This is a genomic window from Streptomyces scopuliridis RB72 (genome assembly GCF_000718095.1).
Classification (GTDB): domain Bacteria; phylum Actinomycetota; class Actinomycetes; order Streptomycetales; family Streptomycetaceae; genus Streptomyces; species Streptomyces scopuliridis.
Genome location: NZ_JOEI01000027.1, coordinates 113,169 through 132,770, shown reverse-complemented (window position 1 = coordinate 132,770; position 19,602 = coordinate 113,169). Strand labels below are relative to the sequence as shown.

General features: G+C 71.2%; 16 protein-coding genes and 1 pseudogene. 11 read left to right on the top strand and 6 right to left on the bottom strand.

What is annotated here, in order from left to right; genetic code table 11:
• Positions 1 to 68 precede the first annotated feature (68 nt).
• From IF11_RS0128845 to IF11_RS0128820, 6 genes are all read left to right on the top strand, one after another.
• The gene (locus IF11_RS0128845) at positions 69 to 683 is read left to right on the top strand and encodes a TetR/AcrR family transcriptional regulator (RefSeq protein ID WP_037728834.1); all 615 of its coding nucleotides are present in this window, start codon (positions 69 to 71) and stop codon (positions 681 to 683) included.
• Between the two features lie 127 nt (positions 684 to 810).
• Positions 811 to 3,129 carry a molybdopterin oxidoreductase family protein gene (locus IF11_RS0128840; protein ID WP_051746326.1) on the top strand — a complete coding sequence of 773 codons (2,319 nt, stop codon included), beginning with the start codon at positions 811 to 813 and terminating at the stop codon, positions 3,127 to 3,129.
• 148 nt (positions 3,130 to 3,277) lie between these two features.
• Positions 3,278 to 4,753: a CitMHS family transporter gene (locus IF11_RS0128835; RefSeq protein WP_030354688.1), complete on the top strand. Its 1,476-nt coding sequence runs from the start codon at positions 3,278 to 3,280 to the stop codon at positions 4,751 to 4,753.
• On the top strand, positions 4,753 to 6,021 hold the full coding sequence (locus IF11_RS0128830; protein ID WP_030354687.1) for an MFS transporter: 1,269 nt from the start codon (positions 4,753 to 4,755) through the stop codon (positions 6,019 to 6,021). Before IF11_RS0128835 ends, IF11_RS0128830 begins: the two co-directional genes overlap by 1 nt.
• 172 nt (positions 6,022 to 6,193) lie before the next feature.
• Positions 6,194 to 7,540, top strand: a complete 1,347-nt coding sequence (locus IF11_RS0128825) for an ABC transporter ATP-binding protein (protein WP_030354686.1) — start codon at positions 6,194 to 6,196, stop codon at positions 7,538 to 7,540.
• 138 nt (positions 7,541 to 7,678) lie between these two features.
• Positions 7,679 to 9,091: an aldehyde dehydrogenase family protein gene (locus tag IF11_RS0128820; protein ID WP_030354685.1), complete on the top strand. Its 1,413-nt coding sequence runs from the start codon at positions 7,679 to 7,681 to the stop codon at positions 9,089 to 9,091.
• A gap of 366 nt (positions 9,092 to 9,457) precedes the next feature.
• Here the strand turns inward: IF11_RS0128820 and IF11_RS0128815 are convergent, their stop codons facing one another.
• A complete protein-coding gene (locus IF11_RS0128815; protein ID WP_030354684.1) occupies positions 9,458 to 10,723 on the bottom strand; it encodes an IS701 family transposase in 1,266 nt (421 codons plus the stop codon).
• Positions 10,724 to 10,828: 105 nt separating this feature from the next.
• Between IF11_RS0128815 and IF11_RS40465 the strand changes: the two are divergent.
• Positions 10,829 to 10,954: pseudogene (locus IF11_RS40465) on the top strand (alcohol dehydrogenase); the annotation flags it as partial.
• On the opposite strand, the gene IF11_RS0128810 reads toward IF11_RS40465, so the two are convergent.
• The 3 genes from IF11_RS0128810 to IF11_RS0128800 are packed head-to-tail and all read right to left on the bottom strand — an operon-like array spanning position 10,951 to position 13,429.
• Positions 10,951 to 11,922 carry a DMT family transporter gene (locus tag IF11_RS0128810; RefSeq protein WP_030354683.1) on the bottom strand — a complete coding sequence of 324 codons (972 nt, stop codon included), beginning with the start codon at positions 11,920 to 11,922 and terminating at the stop codon, positions 10,951 to 10,953. The pseudogene IF11_RS40465 and the gene IF11_RS0128810 sit on opposite strands and share 4 nt — an antisense overlap.
• A gap of 32 nt (positions 11,923 to 11,954) precedes the next feature.
• On the bottom strand, positions 11,955 to 12,707 hold the full coding sequence (locus tag IF11_RS0128805; RefSeq protein ID WP_078490977.1) for an ArsR/SmtB family transcription factor: 753 nt from the start codon (positions 12,705 to 12,707) through the stop codon (positions 11,955 to 11,957).
• 14 nt (positions 12,708 to 12,721) lie between these two features.
• Positions 12,722 to 13,429, bottom strand: a complete 708-nt coding sequence (locus tag IF11_RS0128800) for a TetR/AcrR family transcriptional regulator (RefSeq protein ID WP_030354681.1) — start codon at positions 13,427 to 13,429, stop codon at positions 12,722 to 12,724.
• Positions 13,430 to 13,557: 128 nt separating this feature from the next.
• Here IF11_RS0128800 and IF11_RS0128795 point away from each other — a divergent pair, with 128 nt between their 5' ends.
• Both IF11_RS0128795 and IF11_RS0128790 read left to right on the top strand, forming a co-directional pair.
• Positions 13,558 to 13,845: a YiaA/YiaB family inner membrane protein gene (locus tag IF11_RS0128795; RefSeq protein ID WP_037728818.1), complete on the top strand. Its 288-nt coding sequence runs from the start codon at positions 13,558 to 13,560 to the stop codon at positions 13,843 to 13,845.
• A gap of 140 nt (positions 13,846 to 13,985) precedes the next feature.
• Positions 13,986 to 14,612 (top strand): TetR/AcrR family transcriptional regulator, encoded by a 627-nt coding sequence (locus IF11_RS0128790; protein WP_030354679.1) that lies wholly within the window; start codon positions 13,986 to 13,988, stop codon positions 14,610 to 14,612.
• 50 nt (positions 14,613 to 14,662) lie between these two features.
• Here IF11_RS0128790 and IF11_RS0128785 read toward each other — a convergent pair whose 3' ends face one another.
• On the bottom strand, positions 14,663 to 15,124 hold the full coding sequence (locus IF11_RS0128785) for a MaoC family dehydratase (RefSeq protein ID WP_030354678.1): 462 nt from the start codon (positions 15,122 to 15,124) through the stop codon (positions 14,663 to 14,665).
• Positions 15,125 to 15,252: 128 nt separating this feature from the next.
• Here IF11_RS0128785 and soxR point away from each other — a divergent pair, with 128 nt between their 5' ends.
• Positions 15,253 to 15,735 (top strand): redox-sensitive transcriptional activator SoxR, encoded by a 483-nt coding sequence (gene soxR, locus IF11_RS0128780; RefSeq protein ID WP_030354677.1) that lies wholly within the window; start codon positions 15,253 to 15,255, stop codon positions 15,733 to 15,735.
• A gap of 72 nt (positions 15,736 to 15,807) precedes the next feature.
• Here soxR and IF11_RS0128775 read toward each other — a convergent pair whose 3' ends face one another.
• Entirely contained in the window at positions 15,808 to 16,419 is a 612-nt protein-coding gene (locus tag IF11_RS0128775) for a hypothetical protein (RefSeq protein ID WP_030354676.1), read from the bottom strand.
• Between the two features lie 241 nt (positions 16,420 to 16,660).
• Here IF11_RS0128775 and IF11_RS0128770 point away from each other — a divergent pair, with 241 nt between their 5' ends.
• Positions 16,661 to 19,507, top strand: coding sequence for a penicillin acylase family protein (locus IF11_RS0128770; protein WP_030354675.1), 2,847 nt, complete (start codon positions 16,661 to 16,663; stop codon positions 19,505 to 19,507).
• Positions 19,508 to 19,602: the final 95 nt, after the last annotated feature.

Sequence of the window (19,602 nt, the reverse complement as noted above, 5' to 3'; positions counted from 1 at the left end):
TCCCCGACGCAGCTCCCGGGGCGGACCCGGACGCCGACGAAGAATCCGAGGTCGGAGGGCTCCGCAGAGTGCCTGTGCAGCAGCGCAGCACGGAGCGGCTGGCCCGGATTCTCGACGCCTGCGGGGCGCTCCTCGACGAGACCGGGTACGAGCAGCTGTCCACCCGGGCCGTCGCCGCCCGCGCGGGCGTTCCCATCGGCTCGGTCTACCGCTTCTTCGTCAACAAGCGGGCCATGGCGGACGCACTCGGAAGGCGCAATCTGGACAGCTATACCGAGGGCATCGCGGACCGGCTCGCGACGCTCGACCCGAATGACTGGCGGGGTGCCATCGATGCCGTACTGGACGAGTACCTCTCCATGAAGCGCACCGTGCCCGGCTTCTCGCTCGTGGACTTCGGCGCCCAACTCCCGCTGGGCACCCAGTCGGGGCCCCTCGACCGGATCCCCGTCGACCCGGCGACCGACCCCAACCACCGGGTCGCCAGACGGCTCGCCGGACTGCTCTCCGGCCATCTCGGCCGGGCGCCCGACCCGGCGCTGCACCGTACGGTCCTGGTCGCCGTCGAGGCCGCCGACGCGCTGCTCCAGCTGGCGTTCCGTACGGATCCGGCCGGTGATCCCTGGATCGTGGGGGAGACGAGGAAGCTGTTGCGCGCCTATCTCGCCAGGACGTTCGACTGACGCGCGCGTCCGGCCGGTCTTCTCGTCCCGTTCCCCTGCCCGTTTCTCCTTTCCCCTGGCGTTGTCCGTACCGGTCGGTATGCTCGGTGGAGCTCGCGCGTCACCGCTGCCGCCGCCCGGAGGGCCCATGCTTCCCGAAGACGCACCACGCACCCCGGAGGCGGGGCAGCCCCGTACCGCCCCGCGCATCTGCCCCCTCTGCGAGGCCACCTGCGGACTGACCCTCACCATCGAGGGGACCAGGGTCACCGGCGCCCGGGGCGACCGCGACGATGTCTTCAGCCGGGGCTTCATCTGCCCCAAGGGAGCGTCCTTCGGCGAGCTGGACGCCGACCCCGACCGGCTGCGCGTGCCGCTCGTCCGCCGGGACGGCGAGCTGCGGGAGGCGAGCTGGCAGGAGGCGTTCGCGCTGATAGCCGCCCGGATACGGCCGCTTGCCGAAGAGCACGGGCCGCAGTCCGTCGGGGTCGTCCTCGGCAACCCCAATGTCCACACCATGGCCGGGGCCCTCTATCCGCAGCTGCTGCTGGGCGCGCTCGGCACCCGCAATCTCTTCACGGCCAGCACCCTCGACCAGATGCCCAAGCATGTCTCCAGCGGGCTGCTCTTCGGGGACGCGTTCGCCATCCCCGTACCCGATCTGGACCGTACGGACCATCTGCTGCTCCTGGGCGCCAACCCACTGGATTCCAACGGCAGTCTCTGCACCGCGCCCGACTTCCCCGGCAAGCTGAAGGCGCTGCGCGGGCGCGGCGGCACGCTCACCGTCGTCGACCCGCGCCGTACCCGCACGGCCCGCCTCGCCGACCGCCATATCCCCATCCGGCCCGGCACGGACGCCCTGCTGCTCGCCGCCCTCGCCCATGTCCTCTTCGAGGAGCGGCTCACCGATCTCGGGCCGCTCGCCGGCCAGGTCGAGGGGCTGGACGAACTGCGGGACGCGATACGGGACTTCACCCCCGAGGCGGTCGCCCCGGCCTGTGACATGGAGGCCGGGGAGATCCGTACGGTCGCCCGCGAGCTGGCCGCCGCGCCCACCGCCGCCGTCTACGGCCGGGTCGGCAGCTGCACCGTCGAGCACGGCACGCTCGCCAGCTGGCTGGTCGACGTACTGAACATCCTCACCGGCAACCTGGACCGGCCCGGCGGCGCGCTCTTCCCGCTCTCCGCCACCGACCGGCCGCCCCGGATTCCCGCGCCCGGCAAGGGGTTCAGCCTCGGCCGCTGGACCAGCAGGGTGGGCGGACATCCGGAGGCCAAGGGCGAACTGCCCCTCGCCGCACTCGCCGAGGAGATCGAGACGCCGGGGGAGGGCCGGATCCGCGCGGTGATCGCCCTCGCCGCCAACCCCGTGCTGTCCGCGCCCGACGGCGACCGGCTCGACCGGGCGCTGACCGGCCTCGACTTCATGGTCAGCGTCGATCCGTATCTCAACGAGACCTCGCGCCACGCGGATGTCGTCCTGCCGCCACCGCCGCCCGCGCAGAGCGCCCACTTCGACTTCGCCTTCAACGGCTTCGCCGTACGGAACCAGGTCCGCTACACCCGCGCCGCTGTCCCGCTGGAGGAGGGACGGCTCGACGAGAGCGAGATCCTGGCCCGGCTGGTCCTCGCGGTGAGCGGCCTGGACGGCGCCTCCCCCTCGGCCGTGGACGAGAGGGCGATCGGCCGTACGCTCGCCAGGGCCGTGGCCGACCCGCACTCGCCCGTGCACGGGCGCGACCCCGAGGAGCTGTCCGCGCTGCTCACCGGCGCGAGCGGACCCGAGCGGCAGCTCGATCTGAAGCTGCGGCTCGGCCCGTACGGCGACGGCTTCGCCGCCGAGGCGGGCGGCGGCACGGAGGCGGGCGGTGACACCGAGAGCGCCGGCGTCCCGCGGCTCAGTCTCCGACGGCTGCTGGAGCATCCGCACGGCATCGACCTGGGCCCCCTGCGCCCGCGCCTCCCCGAGCCGCTGAAGACCCGCAGCGGACGGATCGAGCTGCTGCCCGCGCCCCTCGCCGCCGATCTGCCCCGGCTGCGCGCCGCCCTCGCCGAGCGGCCCGCCGCGCTGGTCCTCGTCGGCCGCCGCCATCTGCGCTCCAACAACAGCTGGATGCACAACCTCCCGGCGCTGAACGGCGGTTCGAACCGCTGCACGCTCCAGATCCATCCGGACGACGCGGCCCGGCTCGGTCTCAAGGACGGCGGAGCGGTCCGTATCACCGCCGACGGGGGAGCGCTGGAGGCGCCGGTGGAGATCACCGACACGGTACGGACAGGGGTGGTGAGCCTGCCGCACGGCTGGGGCCATGACCGTCCGGGCACCCGTACCTCAGTGGCGAGCGCCCGGCCCGGAGTCAATGTCAATCAGCTGCTCGACGGCTCCCGGCTCGACCCGCTCTCGGGCACGGCGGTGCTCAACGGATTCCCCGTCGAGCTGTCGCCGGCCACCCCTCTCCTTTAGCTCCCCCTTACCACCCCCGCCGTGACCTGGGCTTTTGCTCGTATTGCTCGCGTGTCAACATCTTGTTAACGGCTGGAGGCCAGACCTAACGTCATCCGGACCGCCGCCCCCGGCGGGAGTTCAAGGGTGAACGTGAGGGGCCTCCTAAATGCTGACCATCCTCGGCTTCGTCATGATCGCCACCTTCCTGGTGCTGATCATGATGAAGAAGATGTCGCCGATCGCGGCGCTGGTGCTCATCCCAGCACTCTTCTGCGTCCTTGTAGGGCAGGGCGGACAGCTGGGTGACTACGTCATCAAGGGCGTCGGCGATCTCGCGCCCACCGCCGCCATGCTGATGTTCGCCATCGTCTACTTCGGCGTGATGATCGATGTCGGGCTCTTCGATCCGATCGTCCGGGGCATTCTGCGCTTCTGCAAGGCCGACCCGATGCGGATCGTCGTCGGTACGGCCGTGCTCGCCGCGATCGTCTCGCTGGACGGCGACGGCTCCACCACCTTCATGATCACCGTCTCCGCGATGTATCCGCTCTACAAGCGGCTCGGGATGAGCCGGGTCGTGATGACCGGCGTCGCCGCGACCGCGAACGGCGTGATGAACACCCTGCCCTGGGGCGGTCCGACGGCCCGTGCGGCGACCGCGCTCAAGGTCGACGCCGGTGATGTGTTCGTCCCGATGATCCCGGCGCTCGGCGTCGGCCTGCTCGCGGTGTTCTTCCTCGCCTATGTGCTGGGCCTGCGGGAGCGCAAGCGGCTGGGCGTCCTGACCCTCGACGAGGCGCTGGAGACCGGGACCACGACCGAGACCGTACTGGTCAAGGCCGGAAGCGGTACGAGCACGACGGCCGGCGGCAGTGGCAAGGGCGGCAGCGGCAGTGACTCCGGCAAGGGCGGCGGTGCCGGTACGGGCAAGGCCACCGGCGGCACCGGCGGCAGCGGTACGGACGCCACCGACGACGCCGAGACGTCCGGCGACGACGGCTTCCAGGGACTCGACCCCCACCGCGCGACCCTGCGCCCCCGTCTCTACTGGTTCAACGCCGGGCTGACGGTCGCCCTGCTCACCGCGATGATCATGGAACTGATGCCGATCCCGGTTCTCTTCCTCCTCGGCGCGGCCCTCGCCCTCACCGTCAACTACCCCAACATGGCCGAGCAGAAGGCCCGGATCGCGGCCCACGCCGACAACGTGCTGAACGTCTCCGGTATGGTCTTCGCCGCCGCTGTCTTCACCGGTGTCCTCACCGGCACCGGTATGGTCCAGCACATGGCCGACTGGCTCGTCGGCGCCATTCCGGACGGCATGGGCCCGCACATGGCCATCGTCACCGGGGTGCTGAGCGTGCCGCTCACGTACTTCATGTCCAACGACGGTTTCTACTTCGGAGTCCTGCCCGTGCTCGCAGAGGCCGGCGCCGCCCATGGCGTCTCCCCGCTGGAGATAGCCCGCGCCTCCCTTGTCGGCCAGCCGCTCCACATGTCGAGCCCGCTCGTGCCCGCCGTCTACGTCCTCGTCGGCATGGCCAAGGTCGAGTTCGGCGACCACACCAAGTTCACCGTCAAGTGGGCCGCGCTCACCTCGCTGGTGGTGCTCGCCGCCGGAGTCCTCTTCGGCATCATCTGATGGTTCCCGCTCCGGCCCCGGTCGGGGCGCCCGGTGGGAGAGGCTGGCTCCTCCGTCTGGTCATCGCCTTCGGCTTCGCGCAGGGCGCGGTGTCGATGGCGCGGCCGGCGGTCTCCTACCGGGCGCTCTCCGTGGGCGCGGACGAGCGGGCGATCGGTGTGATCACGGCGGTGTACGCGCTGCTGCCGCTCTTCGTCGCCGTACCGCTCGGCCGCAGGACCGACCACGGACGGTGCGCCCCCCTGCTGGTGGCCGGCGTGGTCCTGATCTCGGCCGGCTGCGCGCTCAGCGGTACGTCGGGCTCCCTGCCCGAACTGGCCGCCTGGAGCGGGGTGATGGGCCTCGGCCATCTCTGCTTCGTCATCGGCGCCCAGTCGATCGTCGCCCGCCGCAGCGCCCCGGACGAACAGGACCGCAACTTCGGCCACTTCACCATCGGCGCCTCCCTCGGGCAGCTGGCGGGACCGGTCGCCGCCGGGCTGCTGGTCTCCGGCCAGGGCGGCGAGATGGCCCGTACGAGCGCCCTCGCGCTGCTCGTCTCGGCCGCCGCCGCGGCGGTCTCCTTCACCTCTCTGTGGCGGATAGAGGCGCGTACGGCCCGCAACGCCCCCGCGTCCCGACGGTCCGCCAAGGTCCCCGTCCGTCGCATCCTGCGGACCCGGGGTGTGCCGGCGGGCATCGTCATCAGCCTGGCCGTGCTCTCCGCGACCGATGTCCTCACCGCCTATCTGCCGGTGATCGGTGAGGAGCGGGGGATCGCGCCCACCGTGATCGGTCTGCTGCTCAGCCTGCGCGCCGCGGCCACCATCGCCTGCCGGCTGGTGATGACCCCGATGCTCCGGTGGCTCGGCCGTACGGTCCTGCTCACCGTCACCTGTCTGCTCGGCGGCCTGCTGTGCGCGGGCATCGCCCTGCCCGTGCCGGTGTGGGGGCTCGCCCTGATGCTCGCCGCGCTCGGGTTCTGTCTGGGTGTCGGCCAGCCGTTGTCGATGACGACCGTCGTACGGGCCGCCCCCGACGAGGCCCGCTCCACCGCCCTCGCGCTGCGGCTCACCGGCAACCGGCTCGGACAGGTCGCCGCCCCGGCCTCCGCCGGTCTGGTCGCGGGAGTCGCGGGCACGGCCGCGCCGTTCGTGATGCTCGGCGCGCTGCTGGTGGGCGCGGCCGGACTCGGCCTGCGCAAGTCGGGCGCGACGCCCGCCGTCCCACCGCCCGGCACCGGCGCCGAGCCGGACCGCCGCCCCGCCCCGGCCCGCGACACCCCCTGATCCGACCGGACGAGAGACCCCGGCACCTGTGCGCCCGCGAAGCCGACTGGACCGGGCCCGGGCCCCCCAAGGTCACTCAACCTTCGCGCGAGTCATTCCCTGACAGCGCGTAGTCGGCTAACTTCAGGCGTCCCACCCGCTCCACCCTTCTTCTTCCCGGGCGGAACCATTCATGACTCGCGCCATCTCTCTGCACAGCGTCAGCAAGGTGTACGGACGCTCCACACGCGCCGTCGACAGCTTCTCGATCGACATCACACCAGGTGAGTTCGTGGTGCTCCTCGGCCCCTCGGGGTGCGGTAAATCGACCGTGCTGCGCATGATCGCCGGGCTGGAGCACATCACCGACGGCGAACTGCTCCTGGACGGCGAGCTCTCCAACGACGCCCCGCCGCGCGAACGCGACATGGCGATGGTGTTCCAGAACTTCGCGCTCTATCCGAACATGACCAACCGCGACAACATCGGCTTCCCCCTCATGCTGGAGAATCCACGTGAGGACCGCACCCAACGGGTCGACGCCACCGCCCGGATGCTCGGCATCGAGAGCGTGCTCGACCGCTATCCGAGCCAGCTCTCCGGAGGCGAACGCCAGCGGGTCGCGATGGGCCGGGCCATCTCCCGGCGGCCCTCCACCTTCCTCATGGACGAGCCGCTCTCCAATCTCGACGCGAAGCTGCGCAGCCATCTGCGCGCCGAGATAGCCCAGCTCACCGCCGAACTGGGCGTCACCACCGTCTATGTGACGCACGATCAGGCCGAGGCGATGTCGCTCGGCGACCGCGTGGCGGTGATGCGCGGCGGAGTGCTCCAGCAGGTGAGCGCGCCGCGCGAGGTGTACGCGCTGCCGGAGAACGTGTTCGTGGCCGCGTTCATCGGTACCCCCCGGATCAATCTGCTCCAGGCCGTGGTGTTCGCGCCACTGGACGGACGGATGTCCATCGATCTCGGCAGACAGCGCCTCCCGCTGCCCGAACCCCTCAGCTCCGACCACCAGTTGCTCCGTATCCAGCAGGGCAGGCAGATCATCGTCGGGCTGCGCTCCGAGGCGGCCCGTATCGCCGCGCCGAGCCAGGCCCGCCCCGGTGAGGTGGCGCTGAGCGGCATTGTCGAGCACATGGAGTACCAGGGCCATGAGGCGCTGGTGCATCTCAACATCGGCTCCCGGCCGGCGGTGGTGGCCGATCTCGAATCCCCCCGGCCCAAGTCGCCCACGCGGCGGCGCGGCAGGAGCGGCCCCGGCGTGCTGGAGCGGCTCAAGGAGCGCACGCGCGGCCGGGTCAGCGGACCGGTCGTGGTGCTCGACGACCCGGAACCGCAGCGCGCGGCCACGTACAGCCCGGAGCGCCCCGCCATCTCGGCCAGCGATCTGGTCGTCCGTACCGGCCCCGACATGCGGCTGCGGACGGGCGCGCAGGTGCCGCTGCTCGTCGATCTCGCCCATCTCTATGTGTTCGACGACTACGGCCGCAGGATCTGCCCGGCGCCGAGGGACATGCCGGGACTGGTGGACATGTGACGCCACCACGCCCCCGGGGCACCCTGACGCCCCACGCCCCGGGGCGCCCTGCTGACCTGGCGCCGTAAAACTCGCACCGTTAGTTTAGGAGTGAGGTCGAGCACTCCCGGCGCGAGGTCGGGCCCGGAAGGAATGGCGATGAAGGCATACGACGGGATGTACATCGGCGGCGAGTGGCGGCCCGCGGCGGGGACGGACACGATCACCGTGGTGAACCCGGCCGACGAGCAGGTCATCGCGACCGTCCCGGCCGGTACGGCGGAGGACGTGGACGCCGCCGTACGCGCGGCACGGGCCGCCTTCCCCGCCTGGGCCGCCACCCCGCCCGCCGAGCGCGCGGCGTACCTCACCGCTCTGCGCGACGCCATGACGGCCCGTCAGGACGAGATCGCCGCGACCGTCACCGCCGAACTGGGCGCGCCCCTCGCGCTGTCCAGGAAGGTGCACGCCGGGGCGCCGATCGCGGTCGCCGGTTCGTTCGCCGAGCTGGCCGCCACGTACGCCTTCGAGGAGCGGATCGGCAACTCCACCGTGCTGCTGGAGCCGGTGGGCGTCGTCGGCGCGATCACGCCGTGGAACTATCCGCTGCACCAGATCGTGGCCAAGGCGGGCCCGGCCCTGGCGGCGGGCTGCACGATCGTCGTCAAACCCGCCGAGGACACCCCGCTGACCGCGCGGCTCTTCGCCGGGCTGGTCCATGAAGTGGGCCTGCCCGCCGGAGTGTTCAACCTGGTCACCGGTCTCGGACCGGTCGCGGGCCAGGCCCTCGCCGAGCACGAGGACGTCGATCTCGTCTCCTTCACCGGCTCCACCGCGGTCGGCAGACTGATCGGCGCCACCGCCGGAGCCGCTGTCAAACGCGTCGCCCTCGAACTGGGCGGCAAGTCCGCCAATGTGATCCTGCCGAGCGCCGATCTGGCCAAGGCCGTCAGTGTCGGCGTCGCCAATGTCATGACCAACTCCGGCCAGACGTGCAGCGCCTGGACGCGGATGCTGGTCCACACCGACCAGTACGACGAGGCGGTGGAGCTGGCGAGGACCGCCGCCGCCAAGTACGTCCCGGGCGACCCGCTCGACAGCGCGAGCCGGCTCGGCCCGCTCGTCAACGAGAAGCAGCGCGCGCGGGTACGCGGCTATATCGAGCGGGGCATGGCGGAGGGCGCCAAGCTGGTCGCCGGCGGCCCCGAGGCCCCGCACCCCACCGGCCACTACGTCGCGCCGACCGTCTTCGCCGAGGTCACCCCCGGGATGACCATCGCCCAGGAGGAGATCTTCGGCCCTGTCCTCTCCCTCCTGCGGTACGAGGACGAGGAGGACGCCCTCCGGATCGCCAACGGCACGGTCTACGGCCTCGCGGGCGCGGTCTGGGCCGGCGAGGAGAGCGAGGCCGTCGCCTTCGCACGCCGGATGGACACCGGACAGGTCGACATCAACGGAGGCCGCTTCAACCCGCTCGCGCCGTTCGGCGGCTACAAGCGGTCCGGGGTGGGCCGTGAACTCGGCGCGCACGGGCTCGCCGAGTACCTTCAGACCAAATCACTCCAGTTCTGAGCCGGGAGAAGAAACGCTCGTGGTCCGCGCCGCCATCCTGCCCGCCGTGGGAGCCCCGCTGGAGATCGCCGGGATCTAGGGCGTGTTTCGGAAGTCCCGCCTGGCCGACGACGCCTGGCACGCACGCTCGCCGCGTTGTCGGAGTCGTCCAAGTACGTCCAGTACGAGCACGATCCTCCGCCTTGCGATCGCACGCACCAGACGCCGTCGGCCCCGCCCTTCGGGCGGACGGCGCTACTTCCGAAACACGCCTAGTAGTGCTTGGTCAGGTTGGTATCGCCGTGGGTATGTTGCGGTGACAGGTGGGGCAGGCGCCGGTCCAGACGGCGAGGAGGAACTGCATCTCGCGGACGACCTGGTAGAGGGTCAGGCCGACGCCGTTTCTTTTGGGGTCTGGGCCAGTCGCTGGAGTGTGCAGAAGGCGTGGGCGGCGGAGACGAGGGTGACGTGGTGGTGCCAGCCGTTGAAGGTGCGGCCCTCGAAGTGGGCCAGGCCCAGGGCCTGTTTCATCTCGCGGTAGTCGTGCTCGATGCGCCAGCGGAGCTTGGCCAGCCGCACGAGGGTGGTGAGCGGGGTGTCGTCGGGCAGGTTGGAGAGCCAGAACTGCACCGGCTCCGGCTCGGTGGCGGGCCATTCGGCCAGCAGCCAGCGTTCGGGCAGTTCCGGGCCGTCGACGGCTTTGCGGATCTCGCGTCCGGCGGGCCGGATCCGCAGTGCCACGAACCGCGAGTACATGCGCTTGACCCCGCTGCGGCCGGTGCCCCGGCGGGAGCCCTCCCGCCACTGCACGGGCCGGGCCGCCTGCTTCCCGGCGGCGATGACCAGCTCTTTCACGCTCTTCGCCGCCTCGGGGTATGCAGGCTGGGGCCGACGCCCGCGGCCGCCGTGGGGCGGGGTGTGCGGTGTCGCGTCGTGCGGGTGGGCGGTGAGGGTGGTCGAACTGCCCACGACGTAGTGCAGCCCGCGTGTCTGAAGGCCGAGCCGGAAGGCCGCGGTGTCTCCATAACCGCCGTCGGCCACCGCGAGGGGGACATCGACGCCCCAGGACCGAGTTTCGTCGATCATGTCCAGGGCCAGCTGCCACTTCTCGACATGACCCACGTCCGGCGGAATGCCGCACCGCTGACGGCGGGCCACCTTGGCGGGATCGGCCTGCGGCGAGGCCGGGTCCCAGCTCTTGGGGAGGAACAAACGCCAGTCGATCGCCGCTGAGGCGGTGTCCGAGGCCAGGTGCAAGGACACGCCCGCCTGGCAGTTGGTCACCTTGCCGGCGGTGCCGGTGTACTGCCGCGACACACAAGCCGACGCGTCGCCGTCCTTGAGGAACCCTGTGTCATCGATGACCAGCACGATCGGTTTGATCGCTGCGGCCATCTTCCATGCGAGTCGCGCTCGCACATGCGCCGGATCCCACGGGCTGGTGGTGATGAAGTGCGCCAGGGCCTGGCGGTTGCCGTCCTCACCCAGCCGGGCGGCCATCGGCTCCACCGATTTCCGCTGCCCGTCCAGGAGCAGTCCCCGCAGATAGACCCCGCCCCACCGACGCTGATCCGCCCGCGCGAACGGCTCGAACACATCCGCCGCGAAGTCCTCCAGACGGCAACGGACTTCATCCAGTTCCTGAGGTGTCACATACCGGTCAACGACACAGCCCCTCAACCGGACACGCCACCAGCGAGTGAACCTGACCAAGCACTACTAGTGCCCCTCCCGGCAATGTTCGCCCCGTCGCGGTAGCACATCCGCGCGGGCCGGTTCGACCTGAGCGCGCTGGTCACCGAACGGATCGCGCTGGACGGCATCCCGGCGGCGTTCGAGAACATGCTCGCGGGCCGGGGAGGCCGGGCCCTGATCGTTTTCTAGCGTTTCCCGGCACGACGGGGGTCCGTCGGTGCGGCGGCCGTACCGCCGTCGTGCCGCGCGACCACGGCGCCACGGCGCGGACGCGAGCGTGACACCGCCACCCCCGCCAGGCACAGCGCGCCGCCCGCGAGCGTGAACAGGCCCGGGATCTCGTCCAGGAACAGCCAGGACATCAGGACGACCAGCGCCGGGACCGCGTACGTCGTCGCGCCCATCCGGCCCGCCGTCGTACGGGCCAGCGCGTAGGCCCAGGTCGTGAACGCCAGCGCGGTCGGGAACACGCCCAGATAGACCATGTTGAGCGTGGCCGACAGCGGGGCGCTCGCGGCCTCGTGGAGCAGCTGTCCCGCGAACGGCAGACAGGCGACCGCGCCGACCAGACAGCCGAAGGTGGTCACCTGGAGCGCGCTCGCCTTCGCCAGCGCGGGCTTCTGCGCCACCACCCCGCCCGCGTAGGCCACGGCCGCCAGCAGACACAGCAGTACCCCGAGCACCGAGGCGTGGCCCTCGCCGGACATCGAGAGTCCCACGGCCACCGCGCCCGCGAACGACACCGCCATGCCCGCCACCAGCCGGGGCGGCAGCGTCTCGCCCAGCAGCCGGGCGCCGAGCAGGGCGATGAGGATCGGGCCTATGTTCACGACCATCGCGGCCGTGCCCGCGTCGACCTCCTGCTCACCCCAGTTGAGCACCACCATGTAGACGCCGAACCAGAGCAGCCCCGACACCGCGATCCCGGGCCAGGCGGCCCGCGGCGGCAGGCCCTCACGTCGTACGAGCCAGACCGCGCCGAGGACGAGCGCGCCCGCGAGCAGCCGGCCGAGGGCGAGCGCCCCCGGCGAATAGGCCGCGCCGGCGCTGCGGATCGAGACGAAAGCCGAGGCCCAGAGCACGACCGTCACACCCGCCGCGGCCACGGGCAGCCAGGTCGCGGGGGAGGGGCGGGCGGAGATCGTCGAGTGCGTCATACGGTGAAGGTACGCGGACAACGCTTCGGCTCTCACCGCAATACCGCGGGCTCGATGCCCAGCCTCGCGTACAGCTCACGCTCCCCGTTCTCCGTCACCTTCACCGCGCGCTCGGAGCCGATCCGTACGCACCATCCGGCGTCCAGGGCGTGCCGGCACAGCGCCGCGCCCGCCACCCCGGCCAGATGCGGCTTGCGCTCGGTCCAGTCGAGACACGACCGTACGAGCGGCCGGCGGCCGGTGCGCTCCAGCCCGATACCCTGCTCGCCGAACCACGCCACGCCCCGGTCGGTGAGGGCGAAGCCGGTGTCCTGGCGGAGCAGTCCGCGTACGGTCAGCGCGTCCGTGATCGCCAGGCCGAGGCGCCCGGCGAGATGGTCGTAGCAGGTGCGCCCCCGGGCCATGGCGCTGTTCGCCCCGGCGGCACGCAGCGTGCGGGGCGGCTCCTTCGGGGGCGTGGTGTGCGCGGCCAGATCCTCCACCAGATGGGCGGCGCGCGGGTCGGCGAACCGTACATAGCGGTGCCGGCCCTGCCGCTCCTCCGCGAGCAGCCCGCCCGCGATCAGCTTTCCCAGATGCTCGCTGGCGGTCGACGGAGCGACGCCGGCGTACCGCGCCAGCTCGCCCGCCGTCCACGCCCGGCCGTCCAGGAGGGCGAGACAGAAGACGGCGCGGGTGTCGTCGGCGAGCAGCGACGCCAGGGCGGCGAGCCGGGGGCCCGACTGCCCGGACGGTCCGGACCGGGCGGGGTATCCGGAGTGGCTGTGGTGCTCGGTGCGTGCCATATGTCCAGGATGCGTCAGGGACGCTTCGGCGCGGGCCGAAGCGTGGTGCCCGCCGTGGTCGGCGCCGGCGCGGAAGCCGGCGCCGACGCGTACCGCTCGTACTGGAGCGAGAGGCCGTCGAGCAGCGCCCGCAGCCCGGTCTCGAAGGCGCCCTCGTCCACCTGCCGCTGCCGTTCGGCGAGCAGATGGGCCTGGCCGAGGTGCGGATAGTCGGCCGGGTCGTACGCCGTCGCGTCGTCGACGAAGCCGCGCGCGAACGAGCCGAGCGCCGAGCCGGTGATGAAGTACCGCATCAGCGCGCCGATATGGGTGGCCTGCGCGGGCGGCCAGCCGGCCCGGACCATCGCGCCGAAGACGGCGTCGGCGACCCGGAGCCCGGCCGGCCGGCGGCCGGGACCGACGGCGAGGACCGGGACGAGACGCGGGTGGTCGGCGAGGGCCGCGCGGTAGGAGACGGCCCAGTCGTGCAGCGCGGTGCGCCAGTCGCGGCCGTCGCCCTCCGCGAACATCGACAGATCGACCCGCGCGCTGACCGCGTCGGCGACGGCTTCGAGGATCTCGTCCTTGGTGCGGAAGTGGTTGTAGAGGGAGGGCCCGCTGACCCCCAGCTCGGCGGCGAGCCGCCGGGTGGAGACCGCTGAGAGGCCCTCGGCGTCCACGAGCGCGCCGGCTGTCTCGATGATGCGTTCCCGGCTGAGCAGGGGCTTGCGCGGTCTGGCCATGGCGCACATGGTAGGGCCCGCGGAAAACTGATCAACGGCCGCGTGCTGACAGGCGTATCGGCCTGCTGAGTACCCGCTGAGTACCGATACGGATGTGGTGCCCGCCAGGGCCCTCGATGCTGAGGGGCATGACTGAGACTCCCCTCAAGCAGCAGAACACCGCGGCCTTCTACGGTCAGGCCGTCCTCTCCTTCGGGCTCGCGCTGGCGGCCGTGACCGTCGGCATCATCAAGCTCGAAGCCAGCGCGTGGGTGCGTGGCTTTCTCGGTATCGCCGTCCTGTATCTGACGACCTCGGCGTTCACACTGGCCAAGGTGGTCAGGGACCGGCAGGAGGCCGGGCAGATCGTCAGCCGGGTCGACCAGGCCAGACTGGAGAAGATCCTCGCCGACCACGACCCCTTCCAGAAGCTCTGAGCCGCCCCTCCCCGCGGCCTGAGCGGCCGCCGAAGTCACGAGCGGATCTAAGCGCTTGCTCACCCTCGGGGTATGGTGTTCGTCCCGCCCAGTGGGCCGGGTGAGCCGGGTGAGCCGGATGGAACGGGACGAGGTGAGCGATGCGCGCGGCGGAGCGGACAGCGGACGGCGAGAACGCGCCGTGGGGTGAGGTCACCCCGGAGGCGGCCAGAAAACTGCTGGTCGCCGCGGTCGAGGCGTTCGCCGAGCGTGGGTACCACGCCACCACCACCCGCGATATCGCCGGACGCGCCGGGATGAGTCCGGCGGCGCTCTACATCCACTACAAGACCAAGGAAGAACTGCTCCACCGGATCAGCCGGATCGGCCACGACAGGGCATTGGCGCTGCTGACGGCCGCGGCCGACGGCGAGGGCACGGCGGCGCAGCGGCTCGCCGAGGCCGTCCACTCCTTCGTACGCTGGCACGCCGAGGGGCACACCACGGCGCGGGTGGTGCAGTACGAGCTGGACGCGCTCGGCCCCGAGCACCGCGCGGAGATCGTGGAACTGCGGCGGCGCAGCACGGCGGCGGTGCGGCGCATCCTGGTCGACGGGGTGCGGGACGGGGAGTTCGACGTCCCCGATGTGCCGGGCACGACGCTCGCGGTGCTGTCGCTCTGTATCGATGTGGCGCGCTGGTTCAACGCGGCGGGGGCCCGGACCCCCGACGAGGTCGGCGAGCTCTACGCCGACCTCGTCCTGCGCATGGTCGCCACACAGAAGTAGATCCCTCAGAGGCGGAACGCACCGAAGCGGAGCGCTCGGAAGCGGAACGCTCAGAAGTAGAACCGGGACACCGACTCCGCCACACAGGCCGGCTTCTCGCCGCCCTCGCGCTCGACCGTGACGAGCGTGGTGATCTGCACGCCGCCGCCCGCCTCCGCGACATCCGTCAGCACCGCCGACGCGCGCAGCCGCGAGCCGACCGGTACGGGCGAGGGGAAACGGACCTTGTTGGTCCCGTAGTTGATGCCCATCTTCACGTTCTCGACCCGCAGGATCTGCGGTACGAACGCGGGCAGCAGCGACAGCGTCAGATAGCCGTGCGCGATCGTCGTACCGAACGGCCCCGCCGCGGCCCGCTCCGGGTCCACATGGATCCACTGGTGATCACCGGTGGCCTCGGCGAAGAGGTCGATCCGCTTCTGGTCGATCTCCAGCCACTCGCTGTGCCCCAGCTGCTCGCCGACCCCGGCGCGCAGCTCCTCGGCGGAGGTGAAGATCCTCGGCTCGGCCATGTTCCTGTTCCCTGCCTCTCAAGCCCATGAAGCCCGTCAAGCGCATCTGTCTAAGCGCTTGCTCAGCATGTTGCGCGGGCGCGCTCCTGTCAACGCGGACGGCGGGCGCGGCACATAGGGTTGGATGGGTGCCACAGATTCCCGAGAAGATCCACGAGCTGACCGTCGGCCAGCTGTCGGCGCGCAGCGGTGCCGCCGTGTCCGCCCTGCACTTCTACGAGTCCAAGGGGCTCATCAGCAGCCGCAGGACCAGCGGCAACCAACGCCGCTACGGGCGCGACGCACTGCGCCGCGTGGCCTTCGTCCGCGCCGCCCAGCGCGTGGGTATCCCGCTCGCGACGATCAGGGACGCCCTGGCCGAACTCCCCGAGGAGCGGACCCCCAACCGGGACGACTGGGCCCGGCTCTCGGCGGCATGGCGCGCGGAGCTGGACGAGCGGATCAAGCAACTCGGGCGGCTCCGCGATCACTTGACCGACTGCATCGGCTGCGGCTGTCTGTCCCTGGAAAACTGTGTGCTGTCCAACCCCGACGACATCTTCGGTGAGCGCATGACGGGCTCGCGCCTGCTCCCGGAGCGCCGGGCTCCGAAGAAGCCCGAGTGCTCCTGACGCCCGCGCACCGTCGTGCACGTCACCGATACCGCGGGGGCGCGCCGTCTCCGGTGTCCGCCCCCGCAGACCTCAGGCCACCGACGCCAGATCCTTGAGCCGCACCCGCTTCGCCCGGTCCAGCGCGTCGGGCGTGAGGACGGGCAGCGGTACGACGATGCCGCAGCCCATGCAGACCGGTCCCGACCAGGGTTCCCCCGCCAGATCGGGGCGCCAGACGATGTCATGGTCCGCGCAGACGGGGCAGGTGGCCCCCGGACCCGTCTCCAGCCCGGAGATCAGCCGGCGCAGCACCTCGGCCAGTGACTCGGACGGATGGACGGCCGGGTCGTCGCACCGGGCGACGCCGTTACCGCCCCAGGTCCGCCGGTGCCAGTCGTCGAAGCTCTTGGGGCGCCGCAGCCCGTCGTGCTTCTCGCGCCTGCGCCGTTCCGCGAACTCCCTCTCGTACGTGAGCCATACGGCCCGCGCCTCCTCCAACTCGTCCAGCGCGGCCATCAGCCGCACCGGATCGGGCGCCCTGTCCTCGTGCTCGATACTGTGCCTCGCGCACAGATGATCCCAGGTCGCCCGGTGCCCATAAGGGGCAAATCGCTCCAGGCACTTGCGCAGTGAGTACCGTCGCAAGGCCAGATCGCATCGCGGGTCGCGCACCTGTCTCGCAAGACTCCGGAATCCGGCCATCGCATGCCACCTCCGTCGCTTCATCGGCGTTGAGGAATGGACGTACGGCTGCCCCATTCGGCTCCATCAAAAAACAGATGGCATCCATGGATTCCGGCATTTCGGTTGTTATCGAGCTGAATTCGAAGGTGATTCACAGGAACCGGCGTGTGGTGGTTCGGAAAAGGTGACTGATGTTCATCTTACCGAGCGGTCATACCGCCGGTAACCTCCGGCGCACCGGCCTCCCCGAGGAGCACCCATGCGACGACGCACCGGAAGACTCGCCAGCGCCACCGCCGCCGCGGTGTTCGCGCTGGGCGCGGCTCTGCTGACCCCGCTGCCACAGGCCGCCGCCGAACCCGCCCGGGCACCCGCCCCCGCGGCGGACGCGCGCGGCGCGGCGGCCGACCCCGTCACCGACCACTGCCAGGGACAGTGCGCCGATATCCTGCCGCCCGGCCAGAACGGCAACGCCACCCTCGCCGATATCCTCGGCAACCGTCTGTTCGGCACCTTCCCCGCCCATGCCTCCGACCAACTGGCCCGGTACGACGCGCTGGTGGCCGGTCACGGCGGACTCACCGACGCGAAGCTCTCCGACTTCTTCAACGACGCCTCCTTCGGGGTCCCCGCGGACCAGGTCGAATCCGTCACCTCCCCGCGCGACGACGTCACGATCACCCGCGACAAGAAGACCGGCGTCCCGCACATCAAGGGCACCACCCGCTACGGCACCGAGTTCGGCGCCGGCTACGCGGCGGCGCAGGACCGGCTGTGGATGATGGACCTCTTCCGCCATATCGGCCGCGGTGAGCTGACCTCCTTCGCGGGCGGCGCCCTCGCCAACCAGGGTCTTGAGCAGCAGTTCTGGCCCTCGGCCCCGTACACGGAAGCGGAGTACGAGGCCCAGATCGAGCGGATCAGGACCACCGGGGGCGAGCGCGGCGAGCTGGCCATGGCGGACGCGCAGGCGTATGTCGACGGCATCAACGCCTACCGCCAGAAGTCCAAGGACGGCCGCTACTTCCCCGGCGAGTACGTACTCACCGGCAAGATCGACTCGATCACCAACGTCGGCGAGATCCAGCCCTTCAGGCTCACCGACCTGATCTCCATAGCGTCCGTCGTCGGCGGCCAGTTCGGCGGCGGAGGCGGCGGCGAGGTGCAGGCGGCGCTCTCGCTCCTCGCCGCCCAGCAGAGGTACGGCGTCGTCAAGGGCACCGAGGTCTGGGAGTCCTTCCGTCAGCGTGACGACCCCGAGGCCGTGCTCACCGTCCACGACGGCACCCGCTTCCCGTACGCGCGCAAGCCCGCCCAGCCGCGCGGCACGGCCCTGCCCGACGCCGGCTCGGTCCAGGCCGAACAACTGGTGTACGACAGGACGGGCTCGGCCGGTACGAACGCCAAGGCCCCGGTCACCGCCCCGGAGAAACTCAAACCGCTCCAGGGCCTCTTCGACGGCGGCGTCGTCCCGCCCGGCTCGCTCTCCGCCAAGCGCGGGATGTCCAACGCGCTGCTCGTCTCGGGACAGCACACCGCGAGCGGCAGTCCCGTGGCCGTCTTCGGCCCGCAGACCGGCTACTTCGCGCCACAGCTCATGATGCTCCAGGAACTCCAGGGCCCCGGCATCAGCGCCCGCGGCGTCGCCTTCGCCGGAGTCGGCATGTACGTCCAGATGGGCCGAGGCCAGGACTACGCCTGGAGCGCCACCTCGGCGGGCCAGGACATCACCGACACGTACGCCATCGAGCTCTGCGAACCGAACGGCTCGCCGGCCACCAAGGCGTCCACGCACTACCTCTACCGCTCCGTCTGCACCCCGATGGAGAAGATGGAGCGCAGCAACTCCTGGAAGCCGACCGTCGCCGACTCCACCGCCGCGGGCTCCTACCGGCTCCAGGTCTGGCGTACCAAGTACGGCATGGTCACCCACCGCGCGACCATCGGCGGCAAACCCGTCGCGTACACCTCGCTGCGGACCACCTACCGGCACGAAGCCGACTCGATCATCGGCTTCCAGATGCTCAACGACCCCGCGTACACCAAGGACGCCGCCTCCTTCCAGCAGGCCGCGCACCGCATCGGCTACGCCTTCAACTGGTTCTACGCGGACTCGCGCACGGCCGCCTTCTTCAACAGCGGCTCGAACCCGGTGCGCGCGGCGGGCGTCGATCCGGCGCTGCCCGTCAAGGCCGAGCAGGCGTACGAGTGGCAGGGCTTCGACCCGGTGCACAACACCGCCGCGTACACACCGTTCGCCCAGCATCCGCAGTCGGTCGGGCAGGACTACTACATCTCCTGGAACAACCGGCAGGCGAAGGAGTACGACACGGCGGGCTTCGGCTTCGGCGCGGTGCACCGGGGCGATCTGCTGGACGGCCGTGTCAAGAAACTGGTCGCGGACGGCGGTGTCACCCGCGCCTCCCTCACCCGGGCGATGGCCGAGGCGGCCGTGACCGATCTGCGCGGTGAGCAGGTGCTGCCCGAACTGCTGAAGGTGCTGCGCTCGGCGCCCGTCACGGATCCGCAGCTCAGCACCGCCGTACAGCAGCTGGAGTCCTGGCGCGCGGCGGGCTCCCCGCGCCAGGAGACGGCGCGGGGCTCGCACACGTACGGGAACGCCGACGCCGTACGGATCATGGACGCGTGGTGGCCGGGGCTGGTGGAGGCCGCGTTCAAGCCGGGTCTCGGCGACGGCCTCTACCAGGCTCTCACCGCCTCGCTGCCGACCGACGAGTCCCCGGCTTCCAGTCATGGCCCGACGGGCGCGCACAGCGGCTCCGCGTTCCAGTACGGCTGGTGGGGATATGTCGACAAGGACCTCCGTCAGGTCCTCGGCGATCCGGTCCAGGCCCCGACACCGGACACGTACTGCGGGGGCGGCTCCCTGAGCGCCTGCCGTGACGCGCTGCTCACCACCCTGAAGGCAGCGGCGGCGGCGCCCGCCAGTGCGGTCTATCCGGGCGACGACAACTGCGCGGCCGGCGACCAGTGGTGCACGGACTCGATCATCCACCGGGCGCTGGGCGGCATCAGCCACCCGAAGGTCAACTGGCAGAACAGGCCGACGTACCAGCAGGTGGTGGAGTTCCCGAGCCACCGGTAGAAGCCGGTTCCGGATACGCGGGGGACTCGGCACGTGTGGTGGACGCGGACGCCGCGACCGGCCCGGGTGGCAGCACCACCCATGGGCGGGGCCGC

Coding starts and splice junctions, on each gene's coding strand:
- IF11_RS0128840 (WP_051746326.1), top strand. CDS start 811: ATGCTTCCCGAAGACGCACCACGCACCCCGGAGGCGGGGCAGCCCCGT.
- IF11_RS0128835 (WP_030354688.1), top strand. CDS start 3,278: ATGCTGACCATCCTCGGCTTCGTCATGATCGCCACCTTCCTGGTGCTG.
- IF11_RS0128830 (WP_030354687.1), top strand. CDS start 4,753: ATGGTTCCCGCTCCGGCCCCGGTCGGGGCGCCCGGTGGGAGAGGCTGG.
- IF11_RS0128825 (WP_030354686.1), top strand. CDS start 6,194: ATGACTCGCGCCATCTCTCTGCACAGCGTCAGCAAGGTGTACGGACGC.
- IF11_RS0128820 (WP_030354685.1), top strand. CDS start 7,679: ATGAAGGCATACGACGGGATGTACATCGGCGGCGAGTGGCGGCCCGCG.
- IF11_RS0128810 (WP_030354683.1), bottom strand. CDS start 11,922: ATGACGCACTCGACGATCTCCGCCCGCCCCTCCCCCGCGACCTGGCTG.
- IF11_RS0128805 (WP_078490977.1), bottom strand. CDS start 12,707: ATGGCACGCACCGAGCACCACAGCCACTCCGGATACCCCGCCCGGTCC.
- IF11_RS0128800 (WP_030354681.1), bottom strand. CDS start 13,429: ATGGCCAGACCGCGCAAGCCCCTGCTCAGCCGGGAACGCATCATCGAG.
- IF11_RS0128795 (WP_037728818.1), top strand. CDS start 13,558: ATGACTGAGACTCCCCTCAAGCAGCAGAACACCGCGGCCTTCTACGGT.
- IF11_RS0128790 (WP_030354679.1), top strand. CDS start 13,986: ATGCGCGCGGCGGAGCGGACAGCGGACGGCGAGAACGCGCCGTGGGGT.
- IF11_RS0128785 (WP_030354678.1), bottom strand. CDS start 15,124: ATGGCCGAGCCGAGGATCTTCACCTCCGCCGAGGAGCTGCGCGCCGGG.
- IF11_RS0128775 (WP_030354676.1), bottom strand. CDS start 16,419: ATGGCCGGATTCCGGAGTCTTGCGAGACAGGTGCGCGACCCGCGATGC.
- IF11_RS0128770 (WP_030354675.1), top strand. CDS start 16,661: ATGCGACGACGCACCGGAAGACTCGCCAGCGCCACCGCCGCCGCGGTG.